The following is a 16,784-nucleotide window of genomic DNA, read 5'->3' on the forward strand; positions in this document are numbered from 1 at the left end:
CCAGCTCCTGCCAGCGCTGGTCACGGCCACCGGAGTCGACCAGCACCGCATGCACCGGCGGGAGCAGGCCGTCGGCGATCAGGTTGTCCAGGATGGTGGGCAGGCTGTGGCTGCTGGTCCACACCTCGCCGTCGAGGGCGACCACCAAGGGCGTGGGACCGCTCGCCGGCCGGTCCGAGACCCGGGCCGAGACCCGGGCCAGGCCCGGGGCCGGGGCGTACCACCACACCCGGCGCCCGTCGACCTCGTCGCGGCGCACCGTGCCGGCAGCGACGTCGTCACGCCGGGTGTGCCAACGCTGTGCGGGAGCGCTCGGCAGGGAGACCACGGACTGCGCGACACCGGCCCGGTTGCGGGTGCGGTCCGGGTTGCCCGGATCGGGCTCGCCGTGGTCCAGCAGCTCGCGGATCCGGATCTGGTCCGTGGTCGCCGGCAACGGCGAGTCCTGGCCCGGGCGCTCGGCCAGGAAGCAGTAGGAGGCCCGCCAGTCCGGATCCATCAGGTAGCTGGCATGCCACAACGGCGTGCCGGGCACCTGCTCCAGCAGGCTCTCGGCCAACCGCGTCTCGTCGGTGATCCGGTTGACGAAGAGCAGCACCCGCACCGCGTCCGGGTCCCACCAGCAGAAGGTGACCCGGACCCGCCCGTCGTCCTGGGGTGCGAGCAGCGGCAGCCGGCCCTGCGCCTGCTCCCAGTAGGCACGGGCACCGTCGACGTCGCCGGTCAGGGCCGCGAGATCAGGGTGCGTGACGCGGGCGACCGGGTCGGGCCGCGGCACCTTGGGCGGCGTGCGCCGGATCATCGGCCCCGCCCGGCCAGCGGGATCACCATCGGGGTGCCGGTCTCCGGGTCGGCGATGATCCGGCACGGCAGGTCGTAGACCTCCTCGACCAGCTCCGCGGTGACCACCTGCGCCGGAGCGCCCTGCGCCATGATCCGACCGCTCTTCATCACCACCAGGTGATCGGCGTAGCGGAAGGCCAGGTGCAGCTCGTGCAGCACCATCACCACGGTGCGCCCCTGCTGCTGCAGTCGGCGGCCGAGGTCGAGCACCTCGATCTGGTGCGCGATGTCGAGGAAGCTGGTCGGCTCGTCGAGCAACAGCACGTCGGTCTCCTGGGCCAACGCCATCGCCAGCCAGACCCGCTGCCGCTGGCCACCGGAGAGCTCGTTGACGTCGGCGTCGGCGAGTGCGACCACGTCGGTGGCCCGCATCGCCGCCTCCACCGCCGCCTCGTCGTCACGCGACCACGGCTTGAGCAGCCGCTGGTGCGGGTAGCGGCCACGGGCGACCAGGTCGCGCACCAGCATCCCGTCGGGCGCCGACGGGCTCTGCGGCAGCACCGCCATCTGCCGGGCCACCTCCCGCGAGCTCTGGTCGGCGACCGGAGTCCCGTGCAGTCGCACCTCTCCGAACGTCGGCGTCAGCATCCGCGCCATGGTGCGCAGCAGCGTCGACTTGCCGCAGGCATTGGGACCGACGATCACGGTCAGCAGTTCTGGCGCGATCTCGACGTCGAGCCCCTCGATGACCGCACGGCCCGGGTAGCCCACCCACAGCTCGTGCGCCGAGAGCGCAGCAGTCGCACTCATCACTTCCTCCTCCACTGCGAGACCAGCAGGACGACCAGGTAGGCGCCGCCCACGGCGCCGGTGACGACGCCCACGGCGAGCTCGTCGGGGGCGATCACGGTGACCGCGATCCGGTCGCTGAGCAGCACCAGGAAGGCGCCGGTCAGCGCCGAGGCGACCAGCCCCGGGACGGCCCTCCCGGTGAGCCGGCGCGAGATCTGCGGGGCGGCCAGGGCCACGAAGGCGATCGGGCCGGCGGTGGCGGTGGCGGTCGCCATCAGCGCGACGCCGATCAGCACCGCGAGCAGCCGCACCCGTTGCACGTCGACGCCGTTGCCGCGCGCCACGTCGTCGCCGATCGCCAGCATCTGCAGGGGCCTGGCGATCGCGAGCGTGGCGATCGCCAGCACGACCAGCGCCCCACACATCAGCTCCACGCGCGGCCAGAGCATCGCGTTCAAGGAGCCGGCCAGCCACTGCGCCGCGGTCTGGGCGGCGGTCAGCGAGGCCCGGACCAGCAGCAGCGAGTTCAGCGCGGCCAGCGCCGCGCCGATCCCGATCCCGACCAGCACCAGGCGGTAGGGCGCCACCGTGCGGTGGTGGCTGGCCAGGGCGTAGACCAGCGCTGCGGTGCCCAGCCCGCCGAGGATCGCGCCGCCGGCGATCACCGCCGGCCCGCCGTCGAGCACCACGATGCTGATCAGCGCCCCGCTGGCGGCACCGGTGGTGAAGCCGATGATGTCCGGGCTGCCGAGCGGGTTGCCCGAGACCACCTGGAAGATCGAGCCGGACATGCCCAGCGCGGCGCCGACCACCAGCGCGGCCACCACCCGGGGCGCGCGGACCTCGGTGACGAAGTAGGCGGCGAGCGGATCGTCGGCGGTGCCGGAGAAGGCGGCCAGCACCTGGCCGATGCCGATCTCGTAGTCGCCGCTGAGCAGGGCCCAGCCCGCGACCAGGACGATGCCGAGGATCAGCAGCGTGCCGACCAGCAGGCCGCGGCGCGGCAGCCGGACCAGCCGGTCTGCGACGTCGAGCACCCAGAAGCGGCGGTCGGTGGAGAGATCGCTCATAGCGCGGGGATCCTTCGGCGTCGGACCAAGGCCAAGAAGACCGGGGCACCTGCCAGTGCGGCGACCACGCCGGTCTGCACCTCCTGGCCGGGCACGATCACCCGGGCCAGCACGTCGGCCGCGAGCATCCAGATCGGGCCGAGCACCGCGCACAGCACGATCAGCCGCCGCTGGTCGTGGCCGACCAGGGCCCGGGCCGCGAACGGCACCGCCAGGCCCACGAAGAGGATCGGCCCGACGGCTGCGGTGGCGGCACCGCAGAGCACGGTGATCGCCGCCATCCCCAGGGTCCGGGTGCGCCGCACGTCCACGCCGAGGCCCCGGCCGGTCTCCTCACCGAGGGCCAGCGCATCGAGGCCCGGCGCGGCGATCCGGGCCAGCACCATGCCGACGACGACGAACGCAGCCACGCAGCCCAGCACCTGCCAGCCACGCCCCTCCAGGGAGCCCGCGACCCAGAACCGGAACTCGTTGAACGCCTCGCGGTCGGCCAGCACCACGCCCTGGGTGAAGGAGGTCAGCACCGCGCTGACGGCGACTCCCGCCAGCACCACCCGGGTCGGCACGCCGGCACCGCCCATCGCGCCGATCAGGTGCACCACCACCGCAGCGATCGCCGCACCCAGCAACGCGAACCAGACGTAGCCCCAGATCGAGACCACGCCGAGCAGCGCGACGCCCAGCACCACGGCGAAGCCCGCACCGGCGTTGACGCCGAGGATGCCGGGGTCGGCCAGCGGATTGCGGGTCAGGGTCTGCATGAGCAGGCCGCCGAGGGCCAGCCCGGCACCGACGACGACGGCCAGCAGGGTGCGCGGCAGCCGCTCGTTGCGCAGGATGTCGGCCTCCAGGCTGTCGTCGGGCGCCAGCAGCAGCGACCAGACCCGGCCGAGCGGCAGGTGGTTGGAGCCGACGCTGAGGCTGACCAGCACCGCGACCACCAGCAGCGCCAGGGCGACGAGGACGACCAGCCAGCTGCGCGAGCGCTCAGCCACGCAACGCAACCCGGCGTCCGCGCAGCAACAGCCAGGCGGCGGCGAGCAGGCAGAGCACGAGCGCCCCGGCACCGAGGTACGGGACGTGGTCGGAGTCAGCGACAGGAGCTGCTGCGGGCGCGTCGGCGGCATCGGGGTCGGCAGCGTCCTGGGCCGCCGCGTCGCCGGAGCCGGTGGCAGCGTCGGACTCGGCAGCCTGCGTGGGTGCCGACATCCGCGGGGCGACGAGCACCTGGTCCTGGCCCGCGCTCTGCGGAGCGCCGTCGGTGCTGCCGGTCACCGGCACCGTTCCGGTGCTCGTCGCGGTGTCGGTGGAGCCGTTCGAGGAGCCGCTGTTCGACCCGTCTGAGGACGTGTCCTTGCCGGTGCTGCCGGAGCCCGCGACGACGGTGAAGTCGGGGCTGCGCCGGGTGTAGCCCTTGATCCCCTGGTAGCCGCCCGAGGAGTCGCGCACCTCGGCACTGGCCAGGAAGCGCAGCCAGTGCTTGCCGGGCTTCAGGTCGCCGGGCAGCTGGAAGGAGCCGGAGACGGTGCCGTTGGCGGAGATCCGCTGCAGATGCTGGACGCAGGCGCCGTGCACGGCGGCCGCGCTGCAGCTGGTGCCGTCGTCGATCTTGATGTAGACGGTCTCCCCTGCCGGGAAGCCGGAGACCTGGAAGGTCAGGGTGTCGCCGGCCCGCAGCGTGCGCGGTGCCACCGACGAGGCCGTGCCGGGCGTGTTCGCCCCGGCGCCGTCGTCCGGGATGGCGTGGGCGCCGGCCGGCAGCGCCAGGCCGAGGGTGAGCAGGAGCAGGGCGCCCCAGCGTGCGAGCGTGGTCATCTCAGGCTCCCTTCACGCCGCGGCGGGTCCACAGCACGGCACCGAGCAGGGCCACCAGCCCGGCGATCACCAGCCAGAGGTCGGACTCGCCGATCGGGTCGTCGTCGGTCGGGGCTGCGGCCTGGGCCGGTCCGGCGACCGGCCTTGCGTCGGTGCTCACGGCGTCCGCGACCACCGAGGTGCGCGGCGGGACCGCGCTCCAGGTCCAGGCCAGCGGGGTGCCGGCGGCGTCCAGCACGACGATCCGGTGCGAGGCGCCGGCCAGCGCACTGATGTCGATCCGGAAGCGACCGCGGGCATCGAGCTCGACCCAGCCGATCGCCGTCGGCGGGTTGTAGACCGCGACGAAGAGCTGGTCGCCGGCCTTCCCGCCAGGCACCTTCACCTGCAACGTGGCGCCGTCTCGCGAGGAGGCGATCGGGTCGGGGTGCGCGGCCAGCACCTGCTCCTCGGTGGGCAGGCCGGGAGCCGGCGGCACCGGCTGCGCGGGTGCGTCGACCACGGTGGGCACGGCCGCGACGACGGGCGAGGTCGGCGTGGACGGCGTCGCGGCGTCCTTGCCCGCGCCGGAGTCGTCGTCGCCGCCGTCGCCGGTGGCGTCNNNCGCCGCCGTCGCCGGTGGCGTCGGTGGCGGGCTTCGGCCCGGCCACCCTCGCCCAGCCGACCAGCTCGCCGACCCGGCCGCGGTCACCGCGCTGGACGACCAGGCGCGGGCGGCCCTCGGGCAGGGTGACCCCCTTCAGGCTGAGGGTGAGCGTGCCGGAGGCCGGCACCTGGAGCCACGACGCCCACGGGTAGCGCGGCGATCCGTCGGCCGCGTAGACGCTCACGAACGCCCAGGTGGGCCGATCGGCGGCCGGCAGCCGGACGCTCAGCCGGCGCGTGCTCTGGTCGACGGCCAGCCCGCCGCGGGTCGCCGCGGTGAGCTGCTCGGTGGCCTCGACCGGGTCCGGGGTGGCGGTCGGCCGGTAGGCGCCGACGGTGAAGTCGGCGCTCTTCAGGGTGCGGCTGGTGTCGCCGGCCTTGAGCGAGCCGCTCAGCAGCCGCAGCGTGTGCGTGCCGGTGGCCAGCGCGGGCTTCGAGGTGCGGGTGGTGCCGTCGGGCAGCGGCATCGCCACGTCGAAGGTGCCGTCGTCCTCAGCCTCGATGATCGCCCAGATGGTCTGGTTGGTGTGCAGGTCGGCGTTCAGCCGCTGGTAGGCGCCCTCGTCGATCTTGACGCCGATGGTGCTGCCACCGTTGCTCCGGTGGCACCAGCCTGCGCCCTGCACCTGCAGGGCGTCGCCGGCCTCGACCTGGTCGTCGACGATGGTCACCGACGGCGCTGCGCCCTGGGCGTCGCAGACCGCACCGGGCTCCTCGTTGGAGTCGTCGGTCCACGGCGTGCCGCCGACCACCAGCGGCGCGCTGGCGATCGAGCGCTGCCGGTCGGCCGCGTCGAAGCGCCCGCTCTGGAACTGCACCGAGAGGTAGCCACCGGCGCTCAGCCCGGACGGCAGGTCGATGGTGATGTCGAAGTCGCCCCCGGCACTCATCGGACGCACGTTGGCGTGCGCGCCACCGCCCGGCGCGAGCAGCACCCAGATCGTGGTGTCGCCGGTGGAGCTGGGGTGCGCCACGATCCCGGCGCCGCTGCGGGCGTACTGGGCGGCGGGCGCCTTGTTGAGCTTGATCGCCACCGTCGAGGGGGCACCGGCGGTGGTGGTCCAGCCGGTGCCGCGCAGGCGCAGGCTGGCACCGGTGTCGGTGGAGACCGCCTTCTCCACCCAGGCGACGGCGTCGTCGACGCGGACCGTCTCGTGGGCCCACTCCGGCGCACTGAGCGCGGCCTGGGCGCTCGGTGCGGTGGCCACGCCGAGGGCGGCGCTGCCGGCGATCAGGGCGAGGGCGAGCAGGCGGCGCATCAGCCGAGCGCCTTGACGATGTCGGCGACCAGGCGCTGCATCAGCACCGGGCCTCCGGTGCTGGTCCACAGCGACCCGTCGACCAGGACCACCTGGCCCTTGCGGTAGGCGGTGAGCTTGTCGAAGCCGGGCACCCCGACGGCGTCCTGGTAGGCCTTCTCGGCCCCAGCCGCGTCTGCCGTGCCGCCGGCGTTCTGGTTGCCCACCGAGGAGCCGCCGAGGGTGCCGAAGAACATCCAGTCGGCGTCGATCTCGGCCAGGCGCTCCAGCGGCACCGGCTCGCTGTGGCCGCGCCCGCGCCGGTCCTGATTCTCGGGACGGCGGAGCCCGAGGTCGCTGAGCGCCTGCCCGGCGGGCAGCTCGCTGAGGATCATCGCCGCGGAGCCGCCCTGCCAGCGGACCACGGAGAAGGTCTGGTCGTCGTAGTCGCCGAGAGTGGCGGCCGCGTCACTGACCTGCTGGTCGTAGGCGGCGATCACCTCGGCGCCCTTCTGCTCCAGGTTCATCGCCTCCGCGACCCGGGTGAAGGTCTCACGCCAGTCGCCGCCGGCGAGGCCGACGTTGACCGTCGGGGCGATCGCGGCCAGCAGCTTCAGCTGCTCGGCGTTGTTGTTGATCGAGGTGCCGTCGACCAGGATCAGGTCCGGGTCGGCCTTGCCGATCAGCTCGAAGTTCGGCGCTGCGATGCCGCCCAGCAGGGGGATCTCTCCGGCCAGGTCGGCGATGTAGTTCGGCAGCGTGCTCTGGCCACGCCCGGTGACCGCGCCGATCGGGGTGACGCCGAGGGCGAGCACGCCGTCCAGGGTCGGCTCGCTGAGCACCACCACCCGCTCGGGGTGCGCGGGCACCTCGACCTTCTTGCCCTCCACGTCGGTGACCGTGCGGCTCTCCCCCTCGACCGAGGCGGTGGCGTTGCCGTTCCCGCAGCCGGCCAGCACCACCAGGAGACCGGCGACGGCGGCACCGAGGGCCGCGCGCAACTTCGGGTTCATCAGACCTCATCATCAACAGCAGAACAGCAGGACTTAGGTGATCCTAACATTCAGCCGATGTTCGGTAGCGAAGCCTTTCCATACTTTGGCGCGCGTGGCGATCGCCGTCCCGTGGATCGAGTCCGCCGAGGTCAGAGCGAGGTCAGAACGGGGTCAGAGCCAGATCAGGGCGAGGTGAGGTCGCGGTCCGCGTGCTCGCCCGCGGCAACGGCTGCGGCGGCCGGGTCACCGGCCTCGATCGCATCCAGGATCGCGCCGTGGTCGTGCTGGCGTGCGGCGTCGTCGGCGATGCCGACCAGGCGGCCGCTCACGATCGCGGCCCGCACCGGGACCATCAGCCCCACATAGAGGTCGTCGAGCAGGGAGTTGCCGGCCAGCGACACCAGCAGGGCATGGAACTGGCCCGGCATGTGCCCGCGCTCGACGTCGGCTGCGGCCAGGTCGCGCTCGTGGGCCTCGCGCAGCTTGGAGACGTCGGCGCCCTGGGCGGCGGCGGCCCGCGCGGCCTCCACCTCGATCGCGCGCCGCACCTGGAGCAGGTCGGCCAGCTCGTGGTCGGCCGCGAAGTCGGCCAGCACCCGGCTGACCGGCGTCCGCGAGCGGACGAAGGTGCCGCGGCCCGGCGCCGGCTCGAGCATGCCGAGGTTCGCCAGCGAGCGGACCGCCTCGCGGATCGTGCTGCGGCCGACGTTGAACTCGGCGGCGAGATCCGCCTCGTTGGGGATCTTGCTGTTCACCGGCCAGACGCCGCTGCTGATGTTGAACCTCAGCCGGCGCACGGTCTCCCGTGCCCGGTCAGTGCCCATTGCCCGCACGTCCACTCCTCACTCGGCCTCGGGCGAGCCTACCGGCAGCGCGGCCACCAGGACGCCGTCTCGCCAGTCCGGCTCCAGCAGCCGGTGACCGGCCAGCCGCGTCGCCGGCTCCTGCTCGTCGAGCACGGCGATCCCGGCCGGCTCGGTGCCGACGCCGGCCTTGAAGAGCGCCTCCTTGCGACACCACAGCCGCAACAGGTCGCGCTCGCCGTCATGGCGCTCGAGCCAACGCACCTCGTCCGCCGGCAGCAGCCGACGCGGCGCACCCGCACCACGCCCGAACACCTCCAGATCGACGCCCACCCCCGGCGGCCCGGCCAGCGCCGCGACCCAGGAGCCGCTGTGCGCCAGGCTGATCCCCAGCTCGCTGCGTCCCGCGAAGCCGGGACGACCATGCAGTCGCCCGCGAGCGCCGGCGCAGGTCGCACACTCCTGGCGCCACTCCCCCAGCTCGGCCGCCTCGCAGCCCGCTACCGACGCCGCGCAGTCGCGCGCCACCAGGTGCGCAGCCACGTAGGCGGCCCGATCCTCGGCCCGCACGAACCGCGCCGCCCGCTGCTGCTCGCCGGCCGAGAGCCGCACGCGGGTGCCGGCGTCGCTCGGCTCGGCGATCGCCAGCCGCAGCAGCCACCCTGGCTGCGACCACTCGCCGAGGACCCGCACTCAGACACCGACCAGGATCACGGGGCTCGCCGCCAACGCCTCGGTCAGCACGCGGCCCACCTCGTCGATCGCCGGGGAGCGCACCAGGTCGCCGTGGGTGGCCGCCACCGGGTGCACCTGCAGGTCGCCGACCAGCGCCCGCCAGCCGTCGGCCTCCAGCCAGGTCTCCGGCCGCGGCGCCGTGGCCACGAAGAGCAGCGCGTCATGGGAGCCGACGCTCTGCTGCGAGCCGCGCACGACCTGCGCGGAGTCGACCACCGACGCCAGGCAGCCCGCCAGCACCTGCTCCGGCAAGGAGGCCAGCGCGCTTCCCGAGTCGGCGAGCACCCGGGCGGCGTCGCGGCGGGTGAGCTCGGCATCGGGTGCCACCGCATCCTCGGCGCCGGCCATCCGCAGGATGCCGCGCAGGGCCTCCTGCTCGTCAGGCTCGCCGAGGCTGCGCCACTGGTCGGCCGGGTAGGCGTCCAGCATCGCCACCACGCCCACCTGCTGCCCCTCGGCGCGGGCGAGGGCGGCGACCTCATGGGCCGCCATCCCGCCGACCGACCAGCCGAGCACATGGAAGGGGCCGGTGCCGACGACGCTGCGGATCGCGGCGAGCTGACGCCGCGCCAGGGTCTGCAGGTCACCGGCGGCCACCGGCTCGCCGTCGGCCAGGCCGGGGGTCTGGATCGCCCACAGCGGCTGGTCGGGCGGCAGGGTGCGCAGCAGACCGCTGTAGCACCAGCCGAGCCCACCGGCCGGGGGCAGCGCGAAGAGCGGCAGCTGGTCGCCGCCACGCAGGCAGAGCAGCTCGGCCAGGTCGCCACCGCTGCCGGCCTCGCCCGCGGCGATCCTCTCGGCCAGCCCGGACGGCGTCGCCGCGGCGAAGACGTCGGCCACCGACAGCGTCTGGCCCAGCCGCTCCTCGGTCAGCGCGATCACCGCCAGCGCCCGCAGCGAGTCGCCGCCATGGTCGAAGAAGTCCTGATCGGCACCGAGCGGACCACCGCCGAGCACCTCGCCCATCAACGTCGCCAGCCGTTCGGCGAGCAGGCTGGCCGGCGCCTCGCCACGGCTCTCGCTGCCCGGCAGCGGCAGCGCGGCGAGCGCCTTGCGATCGGTCTTGCCGCTGAGGGTGAGCGACAGCGCCGCCAGGACGCCGATCCGGCTCGGCACCATCGCCGAGGTCAGCCGCTCACGCACGGCATCGCGCACCCGCAGTGCAAGCGCCTCCTCGTCCCCGGGTGCCGGCGCCGCACCCGCCTCGGGCACCACCCAGGCCACCAACAGGCCCGGGTCGCCGAGCACCGCGGCCACCGCGTCGCTGACGCCGGACACCTCCAGCAGCGCCGCCTCGACCTCGGCCAGCTCGATCCGCTGTCCGCGCACCTTCACCTGGTGGTCGATCCGGCCGAGGTAGCGCAGCGTGCCGTCGGCGCGCCAGGTCGCCAGGTCGCCGGTGCGGTACATCCGGCCGCCGGCGAACGGGTCGGCGACGAAGGCGGCCGCGGTCAGCTCCGGCGCCGAGACGTAGCCGGTGGCCAGCTGGACGCCGGCCAGGTGCAGCTCGCCAGGCACCCCGACCGGAACCGGCATGCCGGCGGAGTCGAGCACGTAGCAGCGGGTGTTCCAGATCGGGCGGCCGATCGGCACCTCGGTGACGCCCGCCGGGCACTCCCAGCAGGTGACGTCGACGGCGGCCTCGGTCGGGCCGTACAGGTTGGTGACGCCGACCCCGAAGACCGCCGCGGCATCGGCGGCCAGGTCGCCGGGCAGCGCCTCGCCGCTGCAGACCAGCGCCTGCAGCCGCGCCTGGCCGGCGGTGGCGCGCGCCACCGGATCGGCCAGCAGCGCACGCAGCATCGAGGGCACGAAGTGCACCACGTCGATCCGCTCCTCGACGAGGGTGCGCGCCAGGGCTCGTGGGTCGCGGTGCTCCTCGGGGGCCGCGATCACCACGCTCGCGCCGACCTGCAACGGCCAGTAGAGCTCCCAGATCGAGACGTCGAAGGAGATCGGGGTCTTGTGCAGCACCCGGCTGCCCGCTCGCAGCGGGATCTGATGCTGCATCCAGGCCAACCGGTTGTCGATCGCGGCGTGCCCCACCTCGACGCCCTTGGGCCGGCCCGTCGAGCCGGAGGTGAAGAGCACGTAGGCCGGGTCGTCTGCGCCTAGGGACGGCGGCACCAGCGCGGGCGCCGCGGCGGTCTCGACCGTCTCCACGTCCAGCACCGCGACGCCGTCCGGGAGGGTGGGTGCGACCAGCGCGTCGCTGAGGACCCAGCGGGCGCCGGCGTCGGCGAGCATCCCGGCGACCCGGGCCGGCGGGAGGCCCGGCTCGACCGGCAGGTAGACGGCTCCCAGCAGCTGCACGCCATGCAGCGCCTCGTAGAGCGCGAAGCCGCGATGCAGCGCGACGCCGACCACGTCGCCGGCTCCGATCCCCTGCGCAGCAAGGGCGCAGGCCACGGCCGAGGCCCGCTCCCCGAGCTCGCGGTAGCTGCGCTGCTCGCCGCCGAAGCGCAGCGCGGGCGCTTCGGGGGTGAGCTGCGTCTGGGCGACGAAGGCCTCGCCGAGGCCACGGTGGGCGAGCCGGTGATCGGTGGCGTTGAACTCCTCGAGCACCTGGCGACGCTCGGCGTCGGTGACCAGCTCCAGCCGGGACACCTCGTCGCCGTCCGCGGCCCGGACGAACCGATCCAGCCAGAGCGGGAGCCGGGCCAGGTGCCCGGCCACCTCATCGGCGTCCCAGGCCTGCGGGTGCGCGTCGATCTCCAGCGAGACCCGGCCGCCGCGTGCGGCGTTGCCGCGCAGGCAGACGGTGAGGTCGTCGACGGGACCCGCCGTCAGGTTGCGGACCCGGCCCGGCGTCTCGCCGAGGCGGAGCGCGTCCGCGAAGGGAAGCACGTTGACCTGGGCGCCGTAGAGCCGCTCGCCGCTCTCGCGCACCATCCGGGTCAGCTCCTCGAAGCGGACCCGGGAGTGGGCGCGGGCGAAGGCGAGATCGCGGCTCACCTCGGCGACCACCGCGGCCACCGTGCCCTCGGCCCGGACCCGCACCGGCAGCACGTTGACAGCGCTGCAGACCGTCCGCGCTGCCGGCCCCGGGGCACGCCCGGGCCGCGCCCGGTTCATCAGGGGCACCCCGATCCGGGTGCCGCCGCGTCCGGTCATCCGGGCCAGGTAGGAGCCGACCGCGACCGTGGCCAGGTCCGGCCACGGCACCTTGAGCTCACGGGCCCGGAGCACCAGCGCCCGCAGCGTCTCCGGGTCGAGGTCCACCTGGGCGCGGCGGGCCCGTGGTGCCGGCTGGTGCGCCACCCCGGGCGGCGCGGTGGCCTCGTCGCCGGCGCCCAACGCCTGCGACCAGGCGTCGCGCTGCGCGCCGAGCAGCTCGTCGTCCTGGGCGGCCTCGTCGGCGACCAGCTCGGCCAGGCCGGGTGCCGTCACCGGCTTCGGCGCCAGCCCGGCTGCCGCTGCCGGATAGATCTCGGCGATCCGGCGCAGCAGGTGCTGGGCTCCGGTGCCGTCGAGCACCAGATGGTGTGCGGCATGGAACCACCAGAGCCGGGCGGGAGCCAGCCGGAGCACGGCGGAGCGGACCAGCTCGCCGTCGGCGATCCGCAGCGGTTGCGCGAGCGCCTCCTCGATCCAGGCGCGCGCGGCGGCCTCGGGATCACTCGCGCCGCCGAGCTCCACCAGCACCGGCACCGACGGCAGCGCGGACCGGACCCGCTGCCGGGGCCCCTCGGGTCCGGTACCGAGCTCGATGCGCAGCTGCTCGAACTCGGCATAGGCGAGCAGGTGGGCGCGCTGCAGCGCGACGACGTCGATCGGCCCGTCCAGCTCGACCAGCTCCGCGGTGGTCAGGCTGGGGGTGTCGGGGCGCACCGACTGGGCGAACCAGATCCCCCGCTGGGCAGTGGTCAGCGGAAGCCAGCTCACCTCTCTGCCACCAACGAGGAGGCCTCGATCAGGTGGCCGACGGTGGCCTGCTGGACGAAGTCGGCGTAGTCGATCTCGACGCCCCGGTCAGCGAGCCGGTCGAGCAGCTCGAAGGCGCGCAGCGAGTCCAGACCGAGCTCGAAGAGGTCGCTGGAGGGGTCGCCGACGGCGCGGCTCACCAGCTCCGCGTCGCCGAGCAGCTCGGCGAGGTCCTGAGCCAGCGGATCGGCCGGGTCCAGCGCCGTCGCGTCGAGCGCCGCATCGAGGTCGCCGGAGCCGAGCGCAGCGGAGGCACCCGTAGCGGCACCGCCCCACGCCGCGAGCACCGCCTCGGCGCCCAGCACCACACCGCTGGTGCGGGCCACCGTGTGCAGCGCCCGCTGGTGGTCGGCCAGGCTGAAGTCGGCGACGGCGTCGGCGACCACGAACGGTGCGATGTCGCGCATGAACGCGTCGGTGGCGGTGGTGGCGACGCCGATGTGCGCATAGATTCCGGCGATCACCAGCTGGTCGCGGCCTGCCGCCGCCAGCCGCTCGGCGAAGTCGCTGCGCGCGAAGGCGCTGTAGCGGTGCTTGACCAGCACCTCGTCGCCGGGCGCAGGGGCCAGCGCGTCGAGGATCTTGGTCTGCTCCTCCAGGTCGCGGATCCCGGAGCCCCACATCTCGGTGAGCAGCCCGCGCTCTGCCGGCTCCTGGTCGCCGGGCTGCGCGGTGTAGAAGACCGGGACGCCGGCCGAGCGCGCTGCGGCGACCAGCGCTGCGGTGCGCTCGACGGCCTGCTCGAAGGCCGGGCAGGCGTCACCGTAGATCCGGGCGAAGTAGGCCTGCATGTCGTGCACCAGCAGGGCGGAGCGGTCCGCCTCCGGCAGCCAGCCGACCCGGGAGTCGGGCAGCTCGGCGGGCTCGAGGACGAAGGTGTAGTCGACGGTCTGGGGCAGCATCACGCCTCCGAGGCAGTGGTAGTGACGGACTCGCGCTCGGCGAGCAGGCGGCGCAGCTCGCGCCGGCTGTTCTTGCCGACCGCGGTGGTGGGGAACGAGGAGAGGTAGGCGACCCGGTCGGGCAGCTTGAACTCGGCGAGGCCACGCGCCCGCAGGTGCTCACGCAGGTCGCCGGGCTCCGCGCGACCGGTCTCCAGGACGACGAGCAGGCAGATCCGCTCCCCCAGGTAGGGGTCGGGCTCGCCGATGGCCAGGGCGTCGTGGACGTCGGGGTGGGCCACTGCGGCCTCCTCGAGCTCGTCGACGGCGATCTTCTCGCCGGCCCGGTTGATCTGGTCCTTGTCGCGCCCGGTGACGATCAGGTGCCCGCTCGGCAGCCGGCGGACCCGGTCGCCGGTGCGGTAGAAGCCGTCGGCGGTGAACGCCGCCTCCGCCTCCGGGGTCGGGCGCAGGTAGCCGCGGATCGTGTAGGGCCCGCGGGTCAGCAGCGCCCCCTCGACGCCGTCCGGCACCGGCCGGTCCTCGGCGTCGACGATCAGGATCTCGTCGGCGGAGCTGATCGGCAGGCCCTGGCTGGTGTGCCGCAGCTCGTCGGCGTCGTCGTAGCGGGTGTAGTTGACCAGGCCCTCGGCCATCCCGAAGACCTGCTGCAGACGGACGCCGAGCACCGGCTCGACCTCCTCGGCGACACTCGGTGCCAGCTTCGCCCCGCCGACCTGCACCACGCGCAGGCTGGCCAGGTCGGCCGGGCGCCGTCGTTGCGCCGCCACCCAGGCCTGGGCCAGCGGCGGGACCAGGGAGGCGAAGGTGACCCGCTCGCGCTCGATCAGGCCGAATGCCGTGCGTGGACTGGGATCCGGGGCCAGCACCACGCTCGCCCCGACCTCCAGCGCGCCCAGGATGCCCGGCGAGCTCAACGCGAAGTTGTGCACCGCCGGCAGCGCCACCAGGAGCACCTGATCGGCGTCGAGCTCACAGATCCGAGCCGACTCGCGTACCGAGTACAGGTAGTCGGCATGGGTGCGCGGGATGAGCTTCGGGACCCCGGTCGTGCCGCCGGAGAGCTGCAGCAGCGCCACCTGCTCGGCGGGCCGCGGGCCCTCGATCGCCTTGCCAGGAAGGGAGTCCAGGTCCGCCGCACCAGCGGCCAGCTCACCGAGCCGGAGCGTCGCCGCGTCCAGCAGGGCCGGCGGCGTCCAGCCCGGTCGGCTCGACTCCTCGCCCTGCAGCCGGTCCGCGATCCGGGCGTGCAGCGCGGCGAGCTCGGCGGCGTCCCGCAGGCCCTGCGCGCCGCCGGGCAGCCCGACGATGGCGGCGGCGTCGGCGAGCCGGGCGAACTGCGCCAGCTCCAGATCGCGGTGGCTGGGCAGCCCCATCACCGGGACCGCGCCGAGCGCGAACGCCCCGGCCAGCACAGCGATCAGCTCCACGGTGTTGGGCAGGTGCAGCACCACCCGATCGCCGGGGCCGACGCCGTGACCGCGCAGCCAGTCCGCCCCGCGGACCGCGGCAGCGCCGAGGTCGCGGTAGGTCCAGCGCTGCCAGGCCCCGGCGGCGTCCACGCCGACCACGGCCTGCCGCTCACCGAAGCGGCGCACCCGCTCGTCCAGGAAGGCGGCGAAGGTCTGCTCGCTCCAGTAGCCGGCCGCGCGGTAGCCCGCGCGCACCTCCTCCGGCCAGGTCACCGTGGCCGGCAGCGGCGCCCGGCTCATCGCAGCGCTCCGGCCGGGTTGCGCTCCAGCGCACGCAGCATCGTGCCCAGCTTGGCGCCGGTCTCGCGCACCTCCAGCTCGGGCACCGAGCCCGCCACGATCCCCGCGCCGGCGAAGAGCCGCAGCTCGTCGTGGCCGACGATCCCGGCCCGGATGGTGACCGCGAACTCGCCGTCGCCGTTGCCGTCGGTCCAACCGAGGCAACCCGCCAGGTAGCCGCGATCGACCGGCTCCAGCTCCGCGATCAGCGCCGCAGCCTCGGGCGCCGGCACGCCGCCGACGGCCGGGGTGGGATGCAGCAGCTGGGCGAGCTCGAGGGCGGACGGCAACGGACGGTCCTCATGCAGCACGCCGTTGATCGGCGTGGCCAGGTGCCACAGGGTGTCGGTGCGGTGCAGGATCGGCGTGCGCGGCCAGTCCAGCTCACGGCACAGCGGCAGCAGCGCCGCGGTGATCGCCTCGACGACATGGGCGTGCTCGGCCAGATCCTTGGCCGAGCTCAGCAGCCGCTCCGCACGCTGGCGGTCCTCGGCGGGGTCCTCGACGCGCGGCACCGAGCCGGCAAGCGGCACCGCGGAGACGGCGTGGCCGCTCCGGCGCACCAGCAGCTCCGGGCTGGCGCCGACGGCGACCGCGCCCTCGGTCAGGGTCTGGCTGAAGACGTACTCGCCGGGACGGTCCGCGAGCAGCGGCCCCAGCAGGTGCTCGGGACGCAGCCCGGGTGCGCGCACCTGGAGCTGACGGCCGAGCACCACCTTGGCGACGTCCCCGTCGGCGATCCGGCGCAGGGCGGCCTCGACCATCGCCGCGTATCCCGACGGCGCCGGCTCCGGCGTCACCTCGGTGGGCGCGAGCGGACCGGGGTGGGCGAGCTCGATCGCGTCATAGCCGACGACCTCGCTGAGCTCCGGCAGCACGGCGACCGCGCGGCCGCCGGGGGTGAAGCTCAGCGCACAGTGGGCGCGGACCCCGGAGAACCCGGCGGCGGCCACCACGGCGGACGCCCATCCGGCGTCGGTGCCGGACTCGGTCGGGTAGATCTCGCGGATGCCGTGCCCGATCACAGCCTGGCTACCACTGGTGAAGATGTTCACAGACTTGCTCCTCCATCCACAACGAGCTGTTGCATGGTGATGTGCCGTGCCTGCTGCGAGAGCAGGTACAGCACGGTGTCGGCGATGTCCTCGGGGTCGGCGATCCTCCCGAGTGGGATGCCGAGTCGGTGCTTCTCCGGCTCACCGGCCAGGGCTTGCGCCCGCGCTGCGTCCGGGTCCGTCCACAACGCCTGCAGCATGGGCGTCGCGGTGGTTCCCGGGGCGACCATGTTGCAGCGGACGCCGACCGCGGCGAGCTCGAGTCCAGCGACCCGG

Annotated in this window: 13 protein-coding genes; all 13 read right to left on the bottom strand. The window is 74.3% G+C overall.

Annotated elements, in window-relative coordinates; translation table 11 throughout:
• On the bottom strand, positions 1-802 hold an 802-nt coding region (locus ABD151_RS01220), incomplete at its 3' end, for an enterochelin esterase domain-containing protein (RefSeq protein WP_343990487.1).
• Positions 799-1,593, bottom strand: coding sequence for an ABC transporter ATP-binding protein (locus tag ABD151_RS01225; RefSeq protein WP_343990490.1), 795 nt, complete (start codon positions 1,591-1,593; stop codon positions 799-801). The genes ABD151_RS01220 and ABD151_RS01225, both read right to left, overlap by 4 nt.
• The gene (locus ABD151_RS01230; protein WP_343990493.1) at positions 1,593-2,645 is read right to left on the bottom strand and encodes a FecCD family ABC transporter permease; all 1,053 of its coding nucleotides are present in this window, start codon (positions 2,643-2,645) and stop codon (positions 1,593-1,595) included. Before ABD151_RS01230 ends, ABD151_RS01225 begins: the two co-directional genes overlap by 1 nt.
• Positions 2,642-3,640, bottom strand: a complete 999-nt coding sequence (locus ABD151_RS01235; RefSeq protein ID WP_343990496.1) for a FecCD family ABC transporter permease — start codon at positions 3,638-3,640, stop codon at positions 2,642-2,644. Before ABD151_RS01235 ends, ABD151_RS01230 begins: the two co-directional genes overlap by 4 nt.
• Entirely contained in the window at positions 3,633-4,460 is an 828-nt protein-coding gene (locus ABD151_RS01240; RefSeq protein WP_343990499.1) for a hypothetical protein, read from the bottom strand. Before ABD151_RS01240 ends, ABD151_RS01235 begins: the two co-directional genes overlap by 8 nt.
• Before the next feature lie 1,903 nt (positions 4,461-6,363).
• Positions 6,364-7,356, bottom strand: a complete 993-nt coding sequence (locus ABD151_RS01245; protein ID WP_343990502.1) for an ABC transporter substrate-binding protein — start codon at positions 7,354-7,356, stop codon at positions 6,364-6,366.
• A gap of 164 nt (positions 7,357-7,520) precedes the next feature.
• The gene (locus ABD151_RS01250) at positions 7,521-8,162 is read right to left on the bottom strand and encodes a FadR/GntR family transcriptional regulator (RefSeq protein ID WP_343990504.1); all 642 of its coding nucleotides are present in this window, start codon (positions 8,160-8,162) and stop codon (positions 7,521-7,523) included.
• 18 nt (positions 8,163-8,180) lie between these two features.
• Entirely contained in the window at positions 8,181-8,834 is a 654-nt protein-coding gene (locus tag ABD151_RS01255; RefSeq protein WP_343990507.1) for a 4'-phosphopantetheinyl transferase family protein, read from the bottom strand.
• Entirely contained in the window at positions 8,835-12,761 is a 3,927-nt protein-coding gene (locus tag ABD151_RS01260) for an amino acid adenylation domain-containing protein (protein ID WP_343990510.1), read from the bottom strand.
• Positions 12,758-13,702, bottom strand: a complete 945-nt coding sequence (locus ABD151_RS01265) for an isochorismatase family protein (protein ID WP_343990512.1) — start codon at positions 13,700-13,702, stop codon at positions 12,758-12,760. The genes ABD151_RS01260 and ABD151_RS01265 overlap by 4 nt, the downstream gene beginning before the upstream one ends.
• Entirely contained in the window at positions 13,702-15,414 is a 1,713-nt protein-coding gene (locus tag ABD151_RS01270) for a (2,3-dihydroxybenzoyl)adenylate synthase (RefSeq protein ID WP_343990514.1), read from the bottom strand. The genes ABD151_RS01265 and ABD151_RS01270 overlap by 1 nt, the downstream gene beginning before the upstream one ends.
• Positions 15,411-16,508, bottom strand: coding sequence for an isochorismate synthase (locus ABD151_RS01275; RefSeq protein ID WP_343990516.1), 1,098 nt, complete (start codon positions 16,506-16,508; stop codon positions 15,411-15,413). Before ABD151_RS01275 ends, ABD151_RS01270 begins: the two co-directional genes overlap by 4 nt.
• Positions 16,505-16,784: SDR family oxidoreductase (locus ABD151_RS01280; RefSeq protein WP_343990518.1), on the bottom strand; the 280-nt coding region annotated here is incomplete at its 5' end. The genes ABD151_RS01280 and ABD151_RS01275, both read right to left, overlap by 4 nt.

This window comes from Nocardioides dubius (assembly GCF_039528155.1).
Classification (GTDB): Bacteria; Actinomycetota; Actinomycetes; order Propionibacteriales; family Nocardioidaceae; genus Nocardioides; species Nocardioides dubius.

Coding starts and splice junctions, on each gene's coding strand:
- ABD151_RS01240 (WP_343990499.1), bottom strand. CDS start 4,460: ATGACCACGCTCGCACGCTGGGGCGCCCTGCTCCTGCTCACCCTCGGC.
- ABD151_RS01270 (WP_343990514.1), bottom strand. CDS start 15,414: ATGAGCCGGGCGCCGCTGCCGGCCACGGTGACCTGGCCGGAGGAGGTG.
- ABD151_RS01265 (WP_343990512.1), bottom strand. CDS start 13,702: ATGCTGCCCCAGACCGTCGACTACACCTTCGTCCTCGAGCCCGCCGAG.
- ABD151_RS01250 (WP_343990504.1), bottom strand. CDS start 8,162: ATGGGCACTGACCGGGCACGGGAGACCGTGCGCCGGCTGAGGTTCAAC.
- ABD151_RS01230 (WP_343990493.1), bottom strand. CDS start 2,645: ATGAGCGATCTCTCCACCGACCGCCGCTTCTGGGTGCTCGACGTCGCA.
- ABD151_RS01245 (WP_343990502.1), bottom strand. CDS start 7,356: ATGAACCCGAAGTTGCGCGCGGCCCTCGGTGCCGCCGTCGCCGGTCTC.
- ABD151_RS01225 (WP_343990490.1), bottom strand. CDS start 1,593: ATGAGTGCGACTGCTGCGCTCTCGGCGCACGAGCTGTGGGTGGGCTAC.